At 65.5% G+C, this 15,077-nt stretch carries 12 protein-coding genes; 8 read left to right on the plus strand and 4 right to left on the minus strand.

Annotated features, from left to right (window positions below):
• A partial coding sequence (locus LH128_RS12995) for an ATP-binding protein (protein WP_008830101.1) occupies positions 1-984 on the plus strand: 984 nt, incomplete at its 5' end.
• A 270-nt stretch (positions 985-1,254) separates the two neighbouring features.
• On the opposite strand, the gene LH128_RS13000 is transcribed toward LH128_RS12995, so the two are convergent.
• Positions 1,255-4,110 (minus strand): TonB-dependent receptor, encoded by a 2,856-nt coding sequence (locus LH128_RS13000; protein WP_083910205.1) that lies wholly within the window; start codon positions 4,108-4,110, stop codon positions 1,255-1,257.
• A gap of 193 nt (positions 4,111-4,303) precedes the next feature.
• Between LH128_RS13000 and agaR the strand changes: the two genes are divergently transcribed.
• Entirely contained in the window at positions 4,304-5,083 is a 780-nt protein-coding gene (gene agaR / locus LH128_RS13005; RefSeq protein ID WP_008830103.1) for a transcriptional repressor AgaR, read from the plus strand.
• 74 nt (positions 5,084-5,157) lie between these two features.
• On the opposite strand, the gene LH128_RS13010 is transcribed toward agaR, so the two are convergent.
• Positions 5,158-6,273, minus strand: a complete 1,116-nt coding sequence (locus LH128_RS13010) for an amidohydrolase family protein (RefSeq protein ID WP_008830104.1) — start codon at positions 6,271-6,273, stop codon at positions 5,158-5,160.
• 79 nt (positions 6,274-6,352) lie between these two features.
• On the opposite strand from LH128_RS13010, the gene LH128_RS13015 reads away from it, so the two are divergent.
• The 5 genes from LH128_RS13015 (at position 6,353) to LH128_RS13035 (ending at position 12,855) form a co-directional block, all read left to right on the plus strand.
• On the plus strand, positions 6,353-8,512 hold the full coding sequence (locus tag LH128_RS13015) for a glycoside hydrolase family 36 protein (RefSeq protein ID WP_327195156.1): 2,160 nt from the start codon (positions 6,353-6,355) through the stop codon (positions 8,510-8,512).
• The gene (locus LH128_RS13020; protein WP_008830106.1) at positions 8,509-9,426 is read left to right on the plus strand and encodes a DMT family transporter; all 918 of its coding nucleotides are present in this window, start codon (positions 8,509-8,511) and stop codon (positions 9,424-9,426) included. Before LH128_RS13015 ends, LH128_RS13020 begins: the two co-directional genes overlap by 4 nt.
• 72 nt (positions 9,427-9,498) lie before the next feature.
• On the plus strand, positions 9,499-10,782 hold the full coding sequence (locus tag LH128_RS13025) for a D-tagatose-bisphosphate aldolase, class II, non-catalytic subunit (protein WP_008830107.1): 1,284 nt from the start codon (positions 9,499-9,501) through the stop codon (positions 10,780-10,782).
• The gene (locus LH128_RS13030) at positions 10,757-11,917 is read left to right on the plus strand and encodes an SIS domain-containing protein (protein ID WP_202950111.1); all 1,161 of its coding nucleotides are present in this window, start codon (positions 10,757-10,759) and stop codon (positions 11,915-11,917) included. Before LH128_RS13025 ends, LH128_RS13030 begins: the two co-directional genes overlap by 26 nt.
• Complete coding sequence (locus LH128_RS13035; protein ID WP_008830109.1) at positions 11,914-12,855, plus strand: N-acetylglucosamine kinase; 942 nt, start codon at positions 11,914-11,916, stop codon at positions 12,853-12,855. Before LH128_RS13030 ends, LH128_RS13035 begins: the two co-directional genes overlap by 4 nt.
• Positions 12,856-12,937: 82 nt before the next feature.
• Here LH128_RS13035 and LH128_RS13040 read toward each other — a convergent pair whose 3' ends face one another.
• Positions 12,938-13,699, minus strand: a complete 762-nt coding sequence (locus LH128_RS13040; protein ID WP_008830110.1) for an SDR family NAD(P)-dependent oxidoreductase — start codon at positions 13,697-13,699, stop codon at positions 12,938-12,940.
• 151 nt (positions 13,700-13,850) lie between these two features.
• On the opposite strand from LH128_RS13040, the gene LH128_RS13045 reads away from it, so the two are divergent.
• On the plus strand, positions 13,851-14,657 hold the full coding sequence (locus LH128_RS13045) for an SDR family NAD(P)-dependent oxidoreductase (RefSeq protein WP_008830111.1): 807 nt from the start codon (positions 13,851-13,853) through the stop codon (positions 14,655-14,657).
• A 192-nt stretch (positions 14,658-14,849) separates the two neighbouring features.
• Here LH128_RS13045 and LH128_RS13050 read toward each other — a convergent pair.
• Positions 14,850-15,077, minus strand: a 228-nt coding sequence (locus tag LH128_RS13050; RefSeq protein WP_008828728.1) for an AMP-dependent ligase, incomplete at its 5' end; no start/stop codon positions are given.

Raw genomic sequence — 15,077 nt, forward strand, 5'->3', positions numbered from 1 at the left:
ATCGACGCGATAGCGGAAACGGCGGATCGCGCCGCGAAGCTGACCAGCCAGCTTCTGGCGTTTGCTAGGCGGCAGGCGCTGAAGCCCGAAGTCTTCAACGCGGCCTCGAAGGTGGGCAGCGTAGCGGACATGCTGCGCACCGTGGTGGGATCGCGGGTGGATCTCGTCGTCGATCCGATCTGTGCCTCCTGTTTCGTGGAGGTCGATGCCAGCCAGTTCGAAACCGCGCTCGTCAACATGGCGGTCAATGCCCGTGATGCGATGAACGGCGAAGGGCGTATCACCATCGCGATCGAAGCCGCAGGCTCGGTGCCGCCACGGCGCGGGCATGCCGCCGCAAAGGGCGATTTCGTCAAGGTATCGGTATCGGACAGCGGATCGGGCATGCCGCCCGAACAGCTCGATCATATCTTCGAACCGTTCTTCACCACCAAGGAAGTCGGCAAGGGCACCGGCCTTGGTCTCAGCCAGGTCTATGGCTTCACCAAGCAGTCCGGCGGAGAGATCGACGTCGACAGTCTTCTTGGCAAAGGTACGATGTTCAGCCTCTACCTGCCTCGCGCCGCCGCGCCGAATGCAGTTCAGGCCGTTTCGGCACCCGACGAAGTCGCCGCGAGCGAAGCCAGCATCCTCGTCGTGGAAGACAACGACCAGGTCGGAGAATTCGCTTCGCAGCTTCTTGGCGATCTCGGCTTCAGCACCCGCCGGGCCGCCAATGCCCGTGATGCCATCGCGATACTCGAGCGCGACCATGGCGAGATCGACATCGTCTTCTCGGACGTTGTCATGCCCGGGATGGACGGGGTCGAGCTTGGCAGGAATGTCCGCTCCCGCTGGCCGGCCCTGAAGGTCGTCCTGACGAGCGGTTACAGCCACGTCCTGGCCGGCGACGCACGGCATGGGTTCGCGCTGCTGCAGAAGCCTTATTCGGTGGAAGAGCTATCACGCGTCCTGCGCGATGCCCGGCAAGGCGGCGCGGCCTGATGGACATCGCTGGATCGAACCGCGGTTCTGGCGAGCTACAGCAACGCGCCGACCGATGCGGGGCGCCTGCCCGATGCGTGCTGAAGTTCTAGGCGTCCGGCTTGTTTTGCCGGTCCATGACGCCGTCTGATCTGGGAACAGGCATCGCCCCGCTGGTCGTTCGATGAGGCAAGGTACGAGCGGTTTGCGGCATCCTTCGATGCAGGGACACCGGCACCTTGAGCCCGATCTTGCCGGAGCCGTCGATGACCGCTCCGGCAAGGCGTCATATCAAAGGCGCCCGCGCACCCCGAAGAAGAACGAGCGGCCCGAATACTCATAGAAATTCGGAAGGTTGCGATACTCGTTGAACCGCTTGATCGCCGAGCCCAGCAGGTTTGATCCCTGCACGTAGACCGAGAAGTTGTCGGTCACGTCGTACGACAGGCTCGCCGAAACCTCGTGGTAGGGGTCTTCCTTCACCGGCAGGTACGAAAGGCTGCCCGCCTGCGCATAAGTATAGCGCGAGGTATAGCTGTACGAGACTTGCGCGCCGATGCCATGGTTCTCGTAGAACAGCTTGGCATTGGCCGAGAACGGAATCGCGCCCGGCAGGTCGGTGGTGATGCCGCCGGTCTTTGCGCGCGACTTGTTGTAGGTCAGGTTCGCCTGGATGCCGAAACCGTTGTCGAGGAAGTACGGCCCGCCCACTTCCAGCCCGTAGACGTTGGCGCTGTCGCCGTTCATCACCTGATATTCGACGAAGGAGTAGCTCTGCTGCTGGTTGGCGGGCTGGTTGGTCGGGGTGATCTGCACGTCCACCGGCACCGTCGAGACGAAGTTGGTGATATGCTTGTAGAACGCCGCCGCCGTCAGCGCGAGGCGGTTGGTCGGGTAGAATTCGAGGCTCACGTCGAGCTGCTTGGCCTCGGTCGGCTTGAGGTTCGGGTTGCCCGCGTCATAGATGATGTACGTGCCCGACTGCGCTGAAGTCGCGTCCTTGGCGGGCGAGAGTTCCCCGAAGCTGGGCCGCGAGATCGCCTCGGAAGCGGCCAGACGCAGCCGCAGCCCGTCCGCCAGATCGTAGGAGAAGTTCGCCGCCGGCAGCAGCCGCACGTAGTCGCCGCCACCGTTGATCGGCTCGACCGGGTTGAAGGTGACGGCATTGTCCTGCGTGCCTGCACGCGGGATGATGCTGGCGATGCTGGCGCCGTAGCCCACCGAGGAAACCTTGGTCGCCACCAGCCGCGCGCCGATATCCGCGCGCCACTTGTCGCCCTCCAGATTGGCCATCAGATAGCCGGCCCAGGTGCGCTCCTTGATGCGGTACGAAGCGGGCAGATCGGCCTCGATCACCTGATTGGAATAGCCCGCAGGATACGGCGAAAGCTGGCACCCCGGGATCGAAGCGCCGGTATCGTCGAGGCACGAATTGGGGTTCAGGATCGCCGGGTTGTTCTCCACCCGCGACAGTGCCGCCAGATAGGTGTCGATGTCGAAGCGCGGGAAGTTGCGAGGGAAATCGCCGTCCAGCTTGCCCAAGATCGAACCGTTGCCCGGCTTCACCACGTCCGCGCCCAGCTGCCCGAAGGTGAAGGGATAGCCGCAGAAGTTACACGAGGTGGTGTACTGGTTGTCGATCGTGGCGACCGACTTCTTGCGGTTGGTGAACGAGGCGCCGAACTGGATCGACTTGAAGATCCCGCTATCGACATCATACGTGCCGTCGCCCTTCAGGCCCTGCGTGCGGTCGGCGATGTTCTGGCCCTGGATGCCGATGTAGTGGGCCCGGAAATCGTCGTTGGTCGCTTCCGACAGGCTGCGCCCGCCGGGGATGGTCACGTCGAGGTCTGGCAGCCCGCCGTTGCGCGTCGCGAATGTGGCGGAGGCGCCGGTGATGCCCGCCACCACGAAGCGGTTCTGGCCGCCAGTGTTGTCGCGCGCCTTGCCCATGTAGCCGTCGAAGCCGAACTTCAGGCGGTCGGTCGGCTTCCAGTCGATGTGGCCGCCGATCTGCCAGGTCTGGCTCTTGCGCGGCTCGTCGGTGGTGAGCACTTCGGCGGTGTAGTTGTCGATGCTGAAGCCGGTGACGACGTTGTTGGCATCCACGCTGATCGAGCTGGGGTCCCAGCGCGGCGAACCGTCGTCACCCAGCGGGTTGAGATAGTTGGACGAACGGTAGTTGTGCTGCTTCACGTCGAAGCGGCTGTAGATGCCGTCGATCGTCAGTTCGAACTGGCTGGACGGCTTCCACTGGAACGATGCCGCCGAACCGATGCGCTCGCGCTGGCCCTGCACGGTGCCCATGCTGTAGTAGTCGGGCCAGATATAGGCCGGGCCGTTTGCGTCGGGGTTGATGGCGCCGTCACGGTTGAAGTCCACGCCGTAAGCCGCCTCGGTGCCGTCGGCCAGCGAGTATTCGCCGAGGTTGTCGGTACGGAACTTGTACTTGTTGTAGCTGACGCCGAACATCAGCCCCATCGTGTCGTCGGCGAAAGTGGTGCTGACGACGCCGCTGACCTTGTAGCCGCCCTTATCCGCCAGATCGTTGTACTGTCCCTCGACCGCGCCCGATGCATGGAGGCCGGGGCGGTCGAGCGGGCGTGCGGTGCGCAAGTCGACGTTGCCGCCGATGCTGCCTTCAAGCTCGGAGGCGCGGACCGCCTTCTGCACTTCGGCGCCCGAGATGATCTCGGAGGGGAGGACGTCGAAGGCAAAAGAGCGGTCCGGCCCGTCGGTCGGGAGGATTCGACCGTTGAGGGTGGTGATCGCGAAATTCTCGCCGAGGCCGCGAATGGTGATCGAGCGGCCTTCGCCGCGCCCGTCGCGGCCCACGGTGACGCCGGGGATGTTGGCGAGCGCTTCGGCGACGTTGCGGTTGGGGAACTTGCCCAGTTCCTCTGCCGAGATGGCATCGACGATGGTGTCGGCGCTGCGCTTGGCCTGGATCGAGCGCAGGAGGCTGCCGCGCACGCCGCGCACGACGATGGCTTCGGCGGTGGCGGCATCGTCCTGCGCCGAGGGGACGGCTTCCGGAGCGGGGGTCGCGGTCGCGGCATCCTGCGCATGGGCGAGAGAGGCGGAGAGCAGCGCCATGGTGCTGGCTCCGGCAAGCGCCGACAAGCGCCAGGTGTTACGTCCCGTCATGTTTCCGTACCCCTATGTGATCCCGCCTTGGCCGGATCGGGGCATCGATGATTCCCGTCCGTATGGCGTGCTATATTTCGTTTTGGTAACTTGGATATTCGGAAGCTGTCAAACAGAAACGTAACGAAACATCGCTTAATGTTTGTCGCGGCGCTTCGGCGCTGTTAATGCAAACGCTCGCAGGAGTGATGAAATGGTGGTTACCCGGGACACGAGCCGCAGGCGGCAGGAAATCAGTACCCTCGTGCGCGAGCGCGGCAGCGTGCAGGTCACCGACCTTTCCGAGCGTTACGGCGTGTCGATGCAGACGATCCGCAAAGACCTTCATTTCCTTGCGAAGAAGGGTGTGGCGGAGCGCAGCTACGGCGGCGCGATCTCGGCCGATGCGGTCAACGTCGTCGCCGAACCGCCGTTGGAAACCAAGCGTGCCGCCAATCCCGACGCCAAGGCGCGGATCGGTGCGCTGGCGGCCGCGATGGTGCAACCCGGCGATTCGGTGGTGCTCGATTCGGGCACGACGACGCTGCAGATCGCTCATCACCTGCCCGATGACGAGGAGATCACGGTCCTCACCAACGATCTCGACATCCTCTGCGCGCTGGCCCGCAAGGAGCGCATCCGCGTGGTCATGCTGGGCGGCGCCCTGCGCCGCCGCAACCGCGCGTTCTACGGCGCCCAGACCGAAAGCGCACTCAGCGACCTGCATGTCGACAAGCTGTTCCTCGGCGTCGATGGTTTCGATTTCGAGCGCGGCATTACCACGCATTACGAGCCCGAAGCGATGCTGAACCGAAAGATGGCGAAAGCCGCGCGGCAGGTGATCGCGGTGACCGACCGTTCGAAATTCGGCAAGGTCTGCCTCCACCGCATCCTCAACGTCGAGGAGATCGACGACCTCGTCACCGACGCGGCCGACAGTGACGCGGTGCAGTCTGCTGCGGACCGTCTGGGGTTCCGCCTGCACCGCGCATAAGGCGCGTAGGGTGGCGCTAGGGTACTGTTAGGTGCCGTTGAGTGCCGGTTGGCCCGGCACTCGATTTTCCGGTATTACCCTGTGATATTGAAGAACTTTCTGGCGTTCTTCCAATAGATCTTGTCGATCACCGACTTCGGCAGGTTGAGCCCGACCGCATCGGCCTGGATAGCCTCCACCCGCTGGCTGAGCGGCGTCGCCAGATAGCGCCAGTCCGCCCGCCACACGGCATCGGCCTCCCCCGGAAAATCATCGGTAGCTGGCGGATTCTGCGCCCGCGCCGCCGGGTCCGGCGGGCTGTCGGTCAGGTCGGTGCCGTACAGGATACGATCCTGATATTTCACGAAAAATGCCCGGACCTTGGCCACATCGGCATTGGACTGCACCTGCAGGTTCGACAACCGCGCCGCCAGATCGACCACCGCCTTGGGGTGGGCATCGAAGAACTTCGCCAGCTCATCGACGCTCCACTCCAGACTGGCCATGTGCGCCCCGTCGAACGCCAGTTTGGGATGCCGCGCCACGAACCGGTCCCGCGCCGCCATCAGCGCCTCGTAACTCGGCTCCTCGGGGTGCAGAAACATATAATATTCAGGATGTTCGCGGAAATACGAGCGATCGTTCTCGGTCGTCATCTGCTCCAGCGGCAACCAGCAGTTCTTCGGCTCCGCCTGATGCGCGATCAACGGAATCCCTCGGCTTTCTAGATGCGCCATGACCCCATCGAATCGCGGATCATCCAGAAAAACCCGCTTCCCCTCCGGGTCCTTGGCCACCATCCCTATGTTCTTCCAGACTTTCACCGCGACCGCCCCCTTGGCGACCGCCGCATCAATCATCGCATCCGTCCGCTCGGTCCAACCCGGCGTCCCGAATCCATCCATCGGAAACGTTGTGGCAAAGTGGAAGACCCTGGCGTCCGCCTTGCGCATCGACCCCGCGATTGCGGCTTGCTCCGGCAGCGGCGGAAAATCCGGATAATCGACATTGATCGACAAAATCTCGAACCGATCCCGCCGCGCCACCGCGATGAAACGCGGGTCATCGACATTGGCATGAACATGCGCATCGAACTTGGCGACATGCGCGAAGTCCGCCTCGGTATAATGTTGCTCGGCAGGCGCGGCGACGGCAACCGAGGCCGTCAGTGCGGCACTCGAAAACAGTACCATTTTGACCAGATTCCGCATGGATCAGCCTCCTTCAAACGAAAACGAAAGAAAACGCATCAAAAAACTGTGTTTTTGGATTGCATGGCGGATTGCGCTGGTGCAAGTCTTTTCTCGTGAGGTCGCCGAGCGTGGAACGTTCGATGCGCAAGTCCATCAGGAGAGTGCGGACATGTCATTCAGCCCCGTAACCCGTCGCGCGGCACTGGCCCGGTTGATGACCGGCGCCACGATCGCGGCCGCGAGCGGGCCTCTGCTCTCCGGCAAGGTCTGGGCCGCGACTGCGGCGACCACGCGCGTCACCGACGACACCCTGACCATCGAGTTCGACGCCGCGATGCGTTCGCGCCTGCTTCATCGCGGGCAGGAAATCGCGCCATGGGCCGCGGCCGAGGCGCTGTTCCCGCTGGAAGGCGCGGCGTTCGACCGCTTCGTGCTGCTCGATCACGCCGAATCCAAGGTCGCCGGTGGCCGCCGTCATGTCCTGCGCGGCACGGCTGGCGGCGCGCTGGAACAGGAAATCGCGGTCACGTTCCTCGATCGCTTCCCCGGCCTCGCGCTGTACGACGTGCGCTATCGCAATACCGGCGACAAGCCGTTGGCGGTCACCGGCTGGCGGATCGCCATGCACGATCTGCACGGCCATCCCGATGGCGCCTGGAGCTTCGCCGGGGCGTCCTATCCCGACCGGCGCGACTGGGTGCAGAAGGTCGGTCCCGGCTTCGAGCAGCGCAACTTCATGGGCATGAACGGCTCGGATTACGGAGGCGGCACGCCCGTCGCGGTGGTCTGGCGCCGCGATGTCGGATTGGCGGTCGGGCATCTGGAGACGGTGCCGCGTCTCGTGGCGCTGCCCGTCTCGGCGCAGCCCGGCGGCACGCGGATCGGCATGACCGGCGAGGCAAATCAACTGCTTGCGCCGGGCGCCACGCTGGCACTGCCGCGCGCCTTCGTGATGGCGCATGAGGGCGATCATTTCCGTCCGCTCGATGCCTATCGCCAACTCATGGCCGAACAGGGGCTCAAGGCGCCCGCGATCCCGGATTCGAGCTACGGCGCGATCTGGTGCGCCTGGGGCTACGAGCGCAAGTTCACGCCCGACCAGATCTACGGCGCGCTGCCCAAGGCGAAGGAACTCGGCTTCGAATGGGCGGTGATCGACGACGGCTGGCAGATCGCGGATGGCGACTGGCGGGTCGACCGCAGCCGCTTCCCGCGCGGTGACGCCGACATGAAGGCCTTCGCCGACCGCATCAAGGCCGATGGGATGCGCCCGCGCCTCTGGCTGGCACCGCTGGCGGCCGATCCCGGCACGCCGCTGCTGCGCGATCATGCCGACATGTTGCTGCTCGACCGCGACGGCGCGGCGCAGAACGTGACCTGGTGGAACGCCTTCACGCTCTGCCCGGCCTATCAGCCGACCATCGATTATTTCCGGGGCGTCGTGCGCACGATCATCGGTGAATGGGGCTTCGAGGGCCTGAAACTGGACGGCCAGCATCTCAATGGCGTCGCTCCGTGCCACAACCCGGCGCATAACCACGCGCGGCCTGAGGAATCCTATGAAAAGCTGCAGGATTTCTGGAAGGCGATCTACGACGAGGTCATGGCGATTAATCCGCAAGCGGTCGTCGAGATCTGCCCCTGCGGCGACAGCTTCGCCTTCCACAATATCCCGGCGATGAACAACACGCCCGCGTCGGACCCGACCTCCTCGTGGCAGGTGCGGCTCAAGGGCAAGACCTTCAAGGCGCTGATGGGGCCCTCCGCGCCGTACTCCGGCGACCATGTCGAACTGACCGAGACGCGCGACGATTTCGCCTCCACATACGGCATCGGCGCGATCCCCTCGACGAAGTTCACCTGGCCCGAGGATACGCCCAGCCCTTCCGAACCGCTGCCGCCCGGCGGCTTCAAGCTGACGGCGGACAAGGAGAAGGTCTGGCGCAAGTGGATCGATCTCTACCGTGAAAACATGCTGCCCAAGGGGAGGTATCTCGGCGGGCTTTACGACATCGGTTTCGACAAGCCCGAGGCGCACGCGATCGAGAAGGACGGAGTGCTGCACTATGCCTTCTACGCTGATAGCTGGGACGGGCCGGTCAGTCTGCGCGGGTTGGGGGCAGGGCGCTATGTCCTGACGGACGGCTTTACTGGCGCTCCGCTGGGCAGTGCCACCGCGAAACAGAACGGCATTCCGGCGAAGTTCGAGCGGTTCCTGCTCGTGCGTGCGACTCCCACAAAGGCAGCCAAGGCATGAGCACCGTCACCGCACCTTCCAGCCGGGCATGGCTGGTGAATGCCCTCGTCACCGTGGTGCTATGGGGCGTCTGGGGGGCGTTTTCGGGTCTTTCGCCGCAGCACGGGTTTCCCGAAACGCTGGTCTACTGCGTCTGGGCGCTGACGATGATCCCTCCGGCGCTTGTGGTGCTGGCCGGTGCGCGCTGGGCGCTCGACCGGTCGCCGCGCGCGATCGCCTACGGACTTGCGGTGGGCCTGCTGGGCGCGGGTGGGCAGATGGTGCTGTTCTACGCCGTGGCGCGCGGCCCGGCCTATCTGATCTTCCCGATCATCTCGCTGTCTCCGGTGGTGACGATCGCGCTGTCCTTCGTGTTCATGCGGGAGCGGACCGGCAGGCTGGGGGCGCTGGGGATCGTGCTGGCGCTGCTGGCGCTGCCTACTTTCGACTTCGCCCCCGGCGGCAGCGGCGGAGCCTCCGCCGCGTGGCTGGTTCCGGCGATGATCGTGATGCTGTGCTGGGGCGTGCAGGCATACTTCATGAAGGCGGCCAACCACGTCATGTCGGGCGAGAGCATCTTCGTCTACATGACGCTCTCCGCGCTCGTGCTGATCCCGGTCGCCTGGGCGATGACGGACTTCACGCAAGCAGTGAACTGGGGCTGGGACGGGCCGGGCCTTGCCGCCGTGATCCAGGTGCTCAACGCCATCGGCGCGCTGACGCTGGTATTCGCCTTCCGCTACGGCAAGGCGATCATCGTCGCGCCGCTGTCCAACGCCGGTGCCCCGCTCGCCACGGCGCTGCTGTCTCTGGCGGTGCTGGGCGTGGTGCCGGGGCCGCTCAAGAGCCTGGGCATCGGCCTTGCGCTGCTGGCCTCGCTGCTTCTCGCCATCGAACCGGATGCCAAGGACGAGGAAGCCGTCCTCGCAGAATGATGGTTTCGATTAGTTTCGATTAGTTGCGTTTAAAGTTTCGTTACGCTACTGGTCGAGGCGAAAGGAAGCGATGTGAAAGCGATTCGAGATATCGTGCTGCGGCACAAGGCGGGCGAACGTATCGGCGTGACTTCGGTATGCTGCGCGCACCCGCTGGCGATCGAAGCGGCGCTGCGCCACGCGCTGGCAACCGGTCAGGACATCCTCCTCGTCGAGGCAACCTGTAACCAGGTGAACCAGGACGGCGGCTACACCGGCATGACCCCCGCCGATTACCGCGACTTCGTGCGCGCCATCGCGCAGCGCGTCGGCTTCCCGGTCGAACGGCTGGCGCTGGGCGGCGATCATCTCGGTCCCAATCCCTGGACCGCGCTGCCTGCGGCCGAGGCGATGGACCGGGCGGAAGTGATGGTCGCGGCTTACGTGCGCTCCGGGTTCGGCAAGATCCATCTCGACTGCTCGATGAGCTGCGCCGACGATCCGGTGCCGCTGCCCGAACGGACCATCGCCGAACGTGCGGCGCGCCTGTGCCGGGCCGCCGAAGATGCCTTCGAGGGCATGGCCGCGGACGCGCCGGTCTATGTGATCGGCACCGAGGTTCCCGTGCCGGGCGGCGCGGCGGAAGACCTCGACGAACTGGCCGTCACTGATCCGGCCGACGCCATCGCCACGGTCGAGATGCACCGCGCACTGTTCGCCGAGGCGGGGCTGTCCGCTGCATGGGACCGCGTGATCGCCACCGTCGTCCAGCCGGGCGTCGAGTTCGATCACGACAAGGTCGTCGATTACCGTCCCGAGCGCGCCACCGGACTGAGCCGCGCGATCGAGCCGGTCGCGGGGCTGGTCTACGAAGCGCATTCGACCGATTATCAGACCGCCGATGCGCTTGCCGCGCTGGTGCGCGATCATTTCGCGGTGCTCAAGGTCGGCCCCGGCGTGACATTCGCGCTGCGTGAGGCGCTCTGGGCGCTCGATGCGATCGAGGCGGAAACCGTACCGGCTCCTCGCCGTGCGGGGCTTCGCGAAGTCGCGCTGGAGCGCATGCGCGCCGAGCCGGGTAACTGGCGCAAGTATTACCATGCGCAAGGGGCGGCGCTGAGCCTGCAGCTGCAGTACAGCCTTTCCGACCGCATCCGCTACTACTGGCCCGACGCGCGCATCGTCGCCGCGCAGGAGCAGTTGTTCGCCAACTTGCGCGACATGGTGCCTTCGCTGCCGCTGGTCAGCCAGCACTTGCCGCTTGCCTATGCGGCGGTGCGCGCCGGGACCGCGTCGCTCGATCCCGCAGACCTTGTCATGGCGCATATCGCCGCCACTCTCGACGCCTATCATGGAGCTTGCCACCCCGATGCCTGACGCCCTGCTGGTTCCCGGAACGCCGGGCAACGACGCCGAACCCTGGACTCGCCGGGAGATCGCGCAGCAGCCCGAAACGCTGCGCGCGACACAGGCGATCCTTAGCGCGAACAAGGCCGCGATCGAAGCCTTCACCGGCCCGCTGCTCGCCAATCCCTATACGCGCATCGTGCTGACCGGCGCAGGCACATCGGCCTTCATCGGCGAGTGTCTGGCGCCGTGGCTCTCGGGCCTGCTCGGCCGTTCGGTGGAGGCGATCGCGACGACCGATATCGTCAGTTCGCCCGCGCTTTACCTCCGCCGCGAGGTGCCGACGCTGCTCGTCTCGTTCGGGCGTTCAGGTAGCAGCCCGGAGAGCGTGGCCGCCGTCGATCTGGTCGACGCGCATGTCGATGAGGCCTATCACCTCGTTATCACCTGCAATGCCGAGGGTGAACTGGCGCGGCGCAGCGGTGGCAACACCCATGTCGTCGTGCTGCCCGAGGCGACGCACGACCGGGGCTTTGCGATGACGTCCAGCTTCAGCGCGATGATGTTCGCCGCGCTCTCGATCCTGAGCGGGATCGCGGCGCTGGACGGCCGCATCGAGGCGATCGCCTCCGCAGTGGCCGCCACCCATGCGCAGAGCAGGCCGGTGGTGGAGACGCTGGCCGAGCGCGGTTTCAAGCGGGTCGTCTACCTCGGCAGCGGCCCGTTCAAGGGGCTGGCGCGCGAGGCGGCGCTCAAGCTGATGGAACTGAGCGACGGTGCGGTGGTGACGGCGTTCGACACTGCGCTGGGCTTCCGCCACGGCCCCAAGACGATCATCGATGCACAGACGCTGGCGGTGGTCTTCGTCTCCAACGATCCGCTGACCCGGCTCTACGATCTCGACATCATCGCCGAGCTGAAGGCTGACGGGCACAGCGGCGCGGTGGTCGTGATCTCGGCGAACCCGGATGACCACGCCGACATATCGGTGCCCGGCCTGCTGGGCGCGGCGGATGCGGACCTGCTGTTCCCGTTCATCGTTCCCGCGCAGCTTTTCGGCCTTGCCGTTTCGATCGAACTGGGCCTCACGCCTGATCGCCCGAACGCCAGCGGCACCGTCAACCGCGTTGTCCAGGGCGTGCGGATCCACGCGCAACCAGTATGAGCGGCGGCGTCTTCCTCGGCGTTGATGGCGGCGGCACCAAGACCGAGTTCGTCTGCATCGACGGCGGCGGAGAGGTGCTCGCCACCGCTCTGACGGGCACGACCTATCATCTCCAGGTCGGCTTCGACGAAGTGGTGCGGCGGCTCGAAACCGGCGCCGCGCAAGTCTGCGCGGCGATCGGCATCACGCCGCAGGGCATCGACCATGCGTTCTTCGGCCTGCCTGCCTATGGCGAGGACCGCGACATCGATCCGCGCATCCACGCGGCATGCGGCGCGGTGCTGGGCCATGATCGCTACGATGTCGGCAACGACATGGTCTGCGGTTGGGCCGGATCGCTGGGCGGCGAGGACGGCATCAACATCGTCGCCGGGACCGGCTCGATCGGCTATGGCGAACGGCAGGGCAAGGCTGCCCGCGCCGGTGGCTGGGGCGAAGTCTTCAGCGATGAGGGATCGGCCTACTGGATCGCCATCAAGGGGCTTGCGCTGTTCACCCGCATGAGCGACGGGCGCACTCCGCGCGGGCCGCTCCACGAAACGCTCCACACCGCGCTGTCGCTCGAGGACGACCTCGACGTGTGCGGGCGAGTCATGGGGCCGCCAGGCATGGGGCGTAGCGAGATCGCGGGTTTGGCCGGACTGGTCTCCGATGCCGCCATGGCCGGGGACGAGGCGGCGGGGGCCATCCTCGACGAAGCGGCGCGCGAACTGGGGGACATGGCCCTGGCACTGCGCGCGGCGCTCGGATTTGCGGAAGGCACGGCTGTCCCGCTATCGTGGTCGGGCGGCGTGCTGAGCCGTGAAGCCCGGGTCCGCGAAGAGTTCCTCCGCATCGCAAGCGCCCATGGCTTTTCCCTGCACGAGCCGATGTTCTCGCCCGGCTATGGTTCCGCTCTTTATGCCAAAAACCTGGGGCTTCGAAACGCAAGCCGATAGGGTGTTGCAGGGACTGCGATGTCCCCAAAAAAAGCGGCGGGCCTTGGCCCGCCGCATGATCCTCTGGAGGGAGGTTGAACCGTCAGAACTGGGTGCGCTTGGTATAGCCGTTGTCGACCACGATGTTGGCGCCGGTCATCGCCTTGCATGCGGGCGAGACGACGAAGGCGACTGCGTTTGCGAGTTCCTCGCCGGTAGTGAAGCGGCCCGAGGGCATGTTAGCGAGCGTGGCGTTGTAGAAGTCAGGCATGGCGGCCTGGATCTTGGGCCAGGGGCCGTCCTCGGTCATGACCGGGCCGGGGGTGATGCAGTTCACGCGGATGCCTTCGCCCGCCAGTGCCTGCGCCAGTGACGAGGAATAGTTCATCACGGCGGCCTTGAGGGCGTTGTAGGGCTGGACGCCCATGAATTCCTCGACCGCGCCGGTCGAGCTGAAGCACACGATCGCGGCGTTGTCCGACTTGGCAAGGTGCGGGCGGGCCGCCGCGATGCCGCGCCGCATCGGCAGGATGTCGGCCTGGATCACGGCTTCCCACGCGGCGTCGGTGTCTTCGCCGAGGTTGGTGGAGGTGAAGCTGATGAAGATGTCGCAGCCGCCGAGCGCCTCGGCTGCCTTGTCGACGAAGGCGGGGACGGCCTCGACCTGCGTGACGTCAAGCGCCTCGCCGTAGGTCTTCACGCCTGAAGCGGCGACCTCCGACAGCACGTTGTCCACCTTGTCCTGCGAGCGGCCGCAGATGGCGATGTCGCAGCCTTCGGCTGACAGCACATGCGCGACTACGCGGCCGATGCCGCCGTTCGCGCCCACGAGGATGGCCTTGAGGCCCTTCAGTCCGAGATCCATGTCTTGCGCTCCTCTGCCACGCGCGTGGTTTCTTGTCAGATGCCGTGGTGTCGCCGCTCGGGCGCGGCATGGCCACTATTTCTTTGGTCAGGAATGACCGCAGCCCCGCCGTGCTAGCGCGGGGGCCGCAACAATTCGACGGGAGAGTGTCATGAAGCGCCTCGAAGGAAAGCGCGCCGTTGTCCTCGGCGCCAGCAGCCCCGACAACATGGGCCAGCATATCGCCCGGCGCCTGATGGACGAGGGCGCCAGCGTGCTCGTTTCCGGCCGCAAGGAAGACGTGCTGGCCGATTTCGCCGTGCAGCATGACTGCAAGTGGAGCGCCTGCGACCTGACCGACAAGGCCAGCGTCGATGCTCTGGCGGACAGCGCCGCGCAGCAGCTTGGCGGCATCGACATTGCGGTGAATGCCACCGGCTGGGGGCTCCTGAAGGGCTTCCTGGAAACCACGCATGACGAACTGATGGCGATGACGATGCTGCAGTATGTCGGGCCTTTCCACTTCTACCAGTCGATGGTGGGCAAGATGGCGCGCAGCAAGGGCGGACGCGGGGGCTCGCTGATCCAGATCAGCTCCGCGACGGCGACGATCATGCTCAACGACCATGCCGCCTACATGGGCACCAAGGCGGGGGCCGATCACGTGATCCGCTGTGTGGCGCACGAGTTCGGGGCGGAAGGCGTGCGCGCGAATTCGATCTCGCCGGGGTTGACCGACACGCCGATGACTTCGGACGCCAAGCAGGTGCCGGGCCTGTTCGACGCCTTCCTTGCGGGCTATCCGCTCGGCCGGATCGGCACCAGCGACGACATTGCGGCCGCCGTCGTCTGGCTTTCCAGCGATGAGTGCTTCATGACCGGCGAGAACCTGCAGGTAAATGGCGGCTTGACGCTGCGCCGCAACCCGATGAAGAGCGAAATCGACGCGGCCGTCGCAGCCGCCATGGCTGCGGGCTGAGAGTTTCCTGGGGAGGAAGGGCCGGCGGCGGTATCCAAGGATGCCGTCGCCAGTTCCGGTTCCTATTCCTCCTCAAGCTTGCTCGGGGAGGGGGACCGCCGCGAAGCGGTGGTGGAGGGGGAGAGTCCGGAAAATTCCCCCTCCGTCAGCCCTGACGGGCTGCCACCTCCCCGAGACAAGCTCGGGGAGGAATTAGGGCACCAGCGCCTTCACATCCGCGCGGAGCAGGTCCTTGCGCACTTTGCCGGAAGCCGTGCGCGGGAAATCCTCGCGGAATTCGAACCTCTCGGGAATTTTCTGCTTCGCCAGCCCGCTGTCGGCGATGTGTGCGGCGAGCGCCTGCGGGCTCGGCGCCTCGCCATCGGCGATGACGTAGGCGCAGACGCCTTCGCCCAGGCGCTCGTGCGGCATGGCGACGAC

It is taken from the genome of Sphingomonas sp. LH128 (assembly GCF_000293195.2).
Classification (GTDB): Bacteria; Pseudomonadota; Alphaproteobacteria; order Sphingomonadales; family Sphingomonadaceae; genus Novosphingobium; species Novosphingobium resinovorum_A.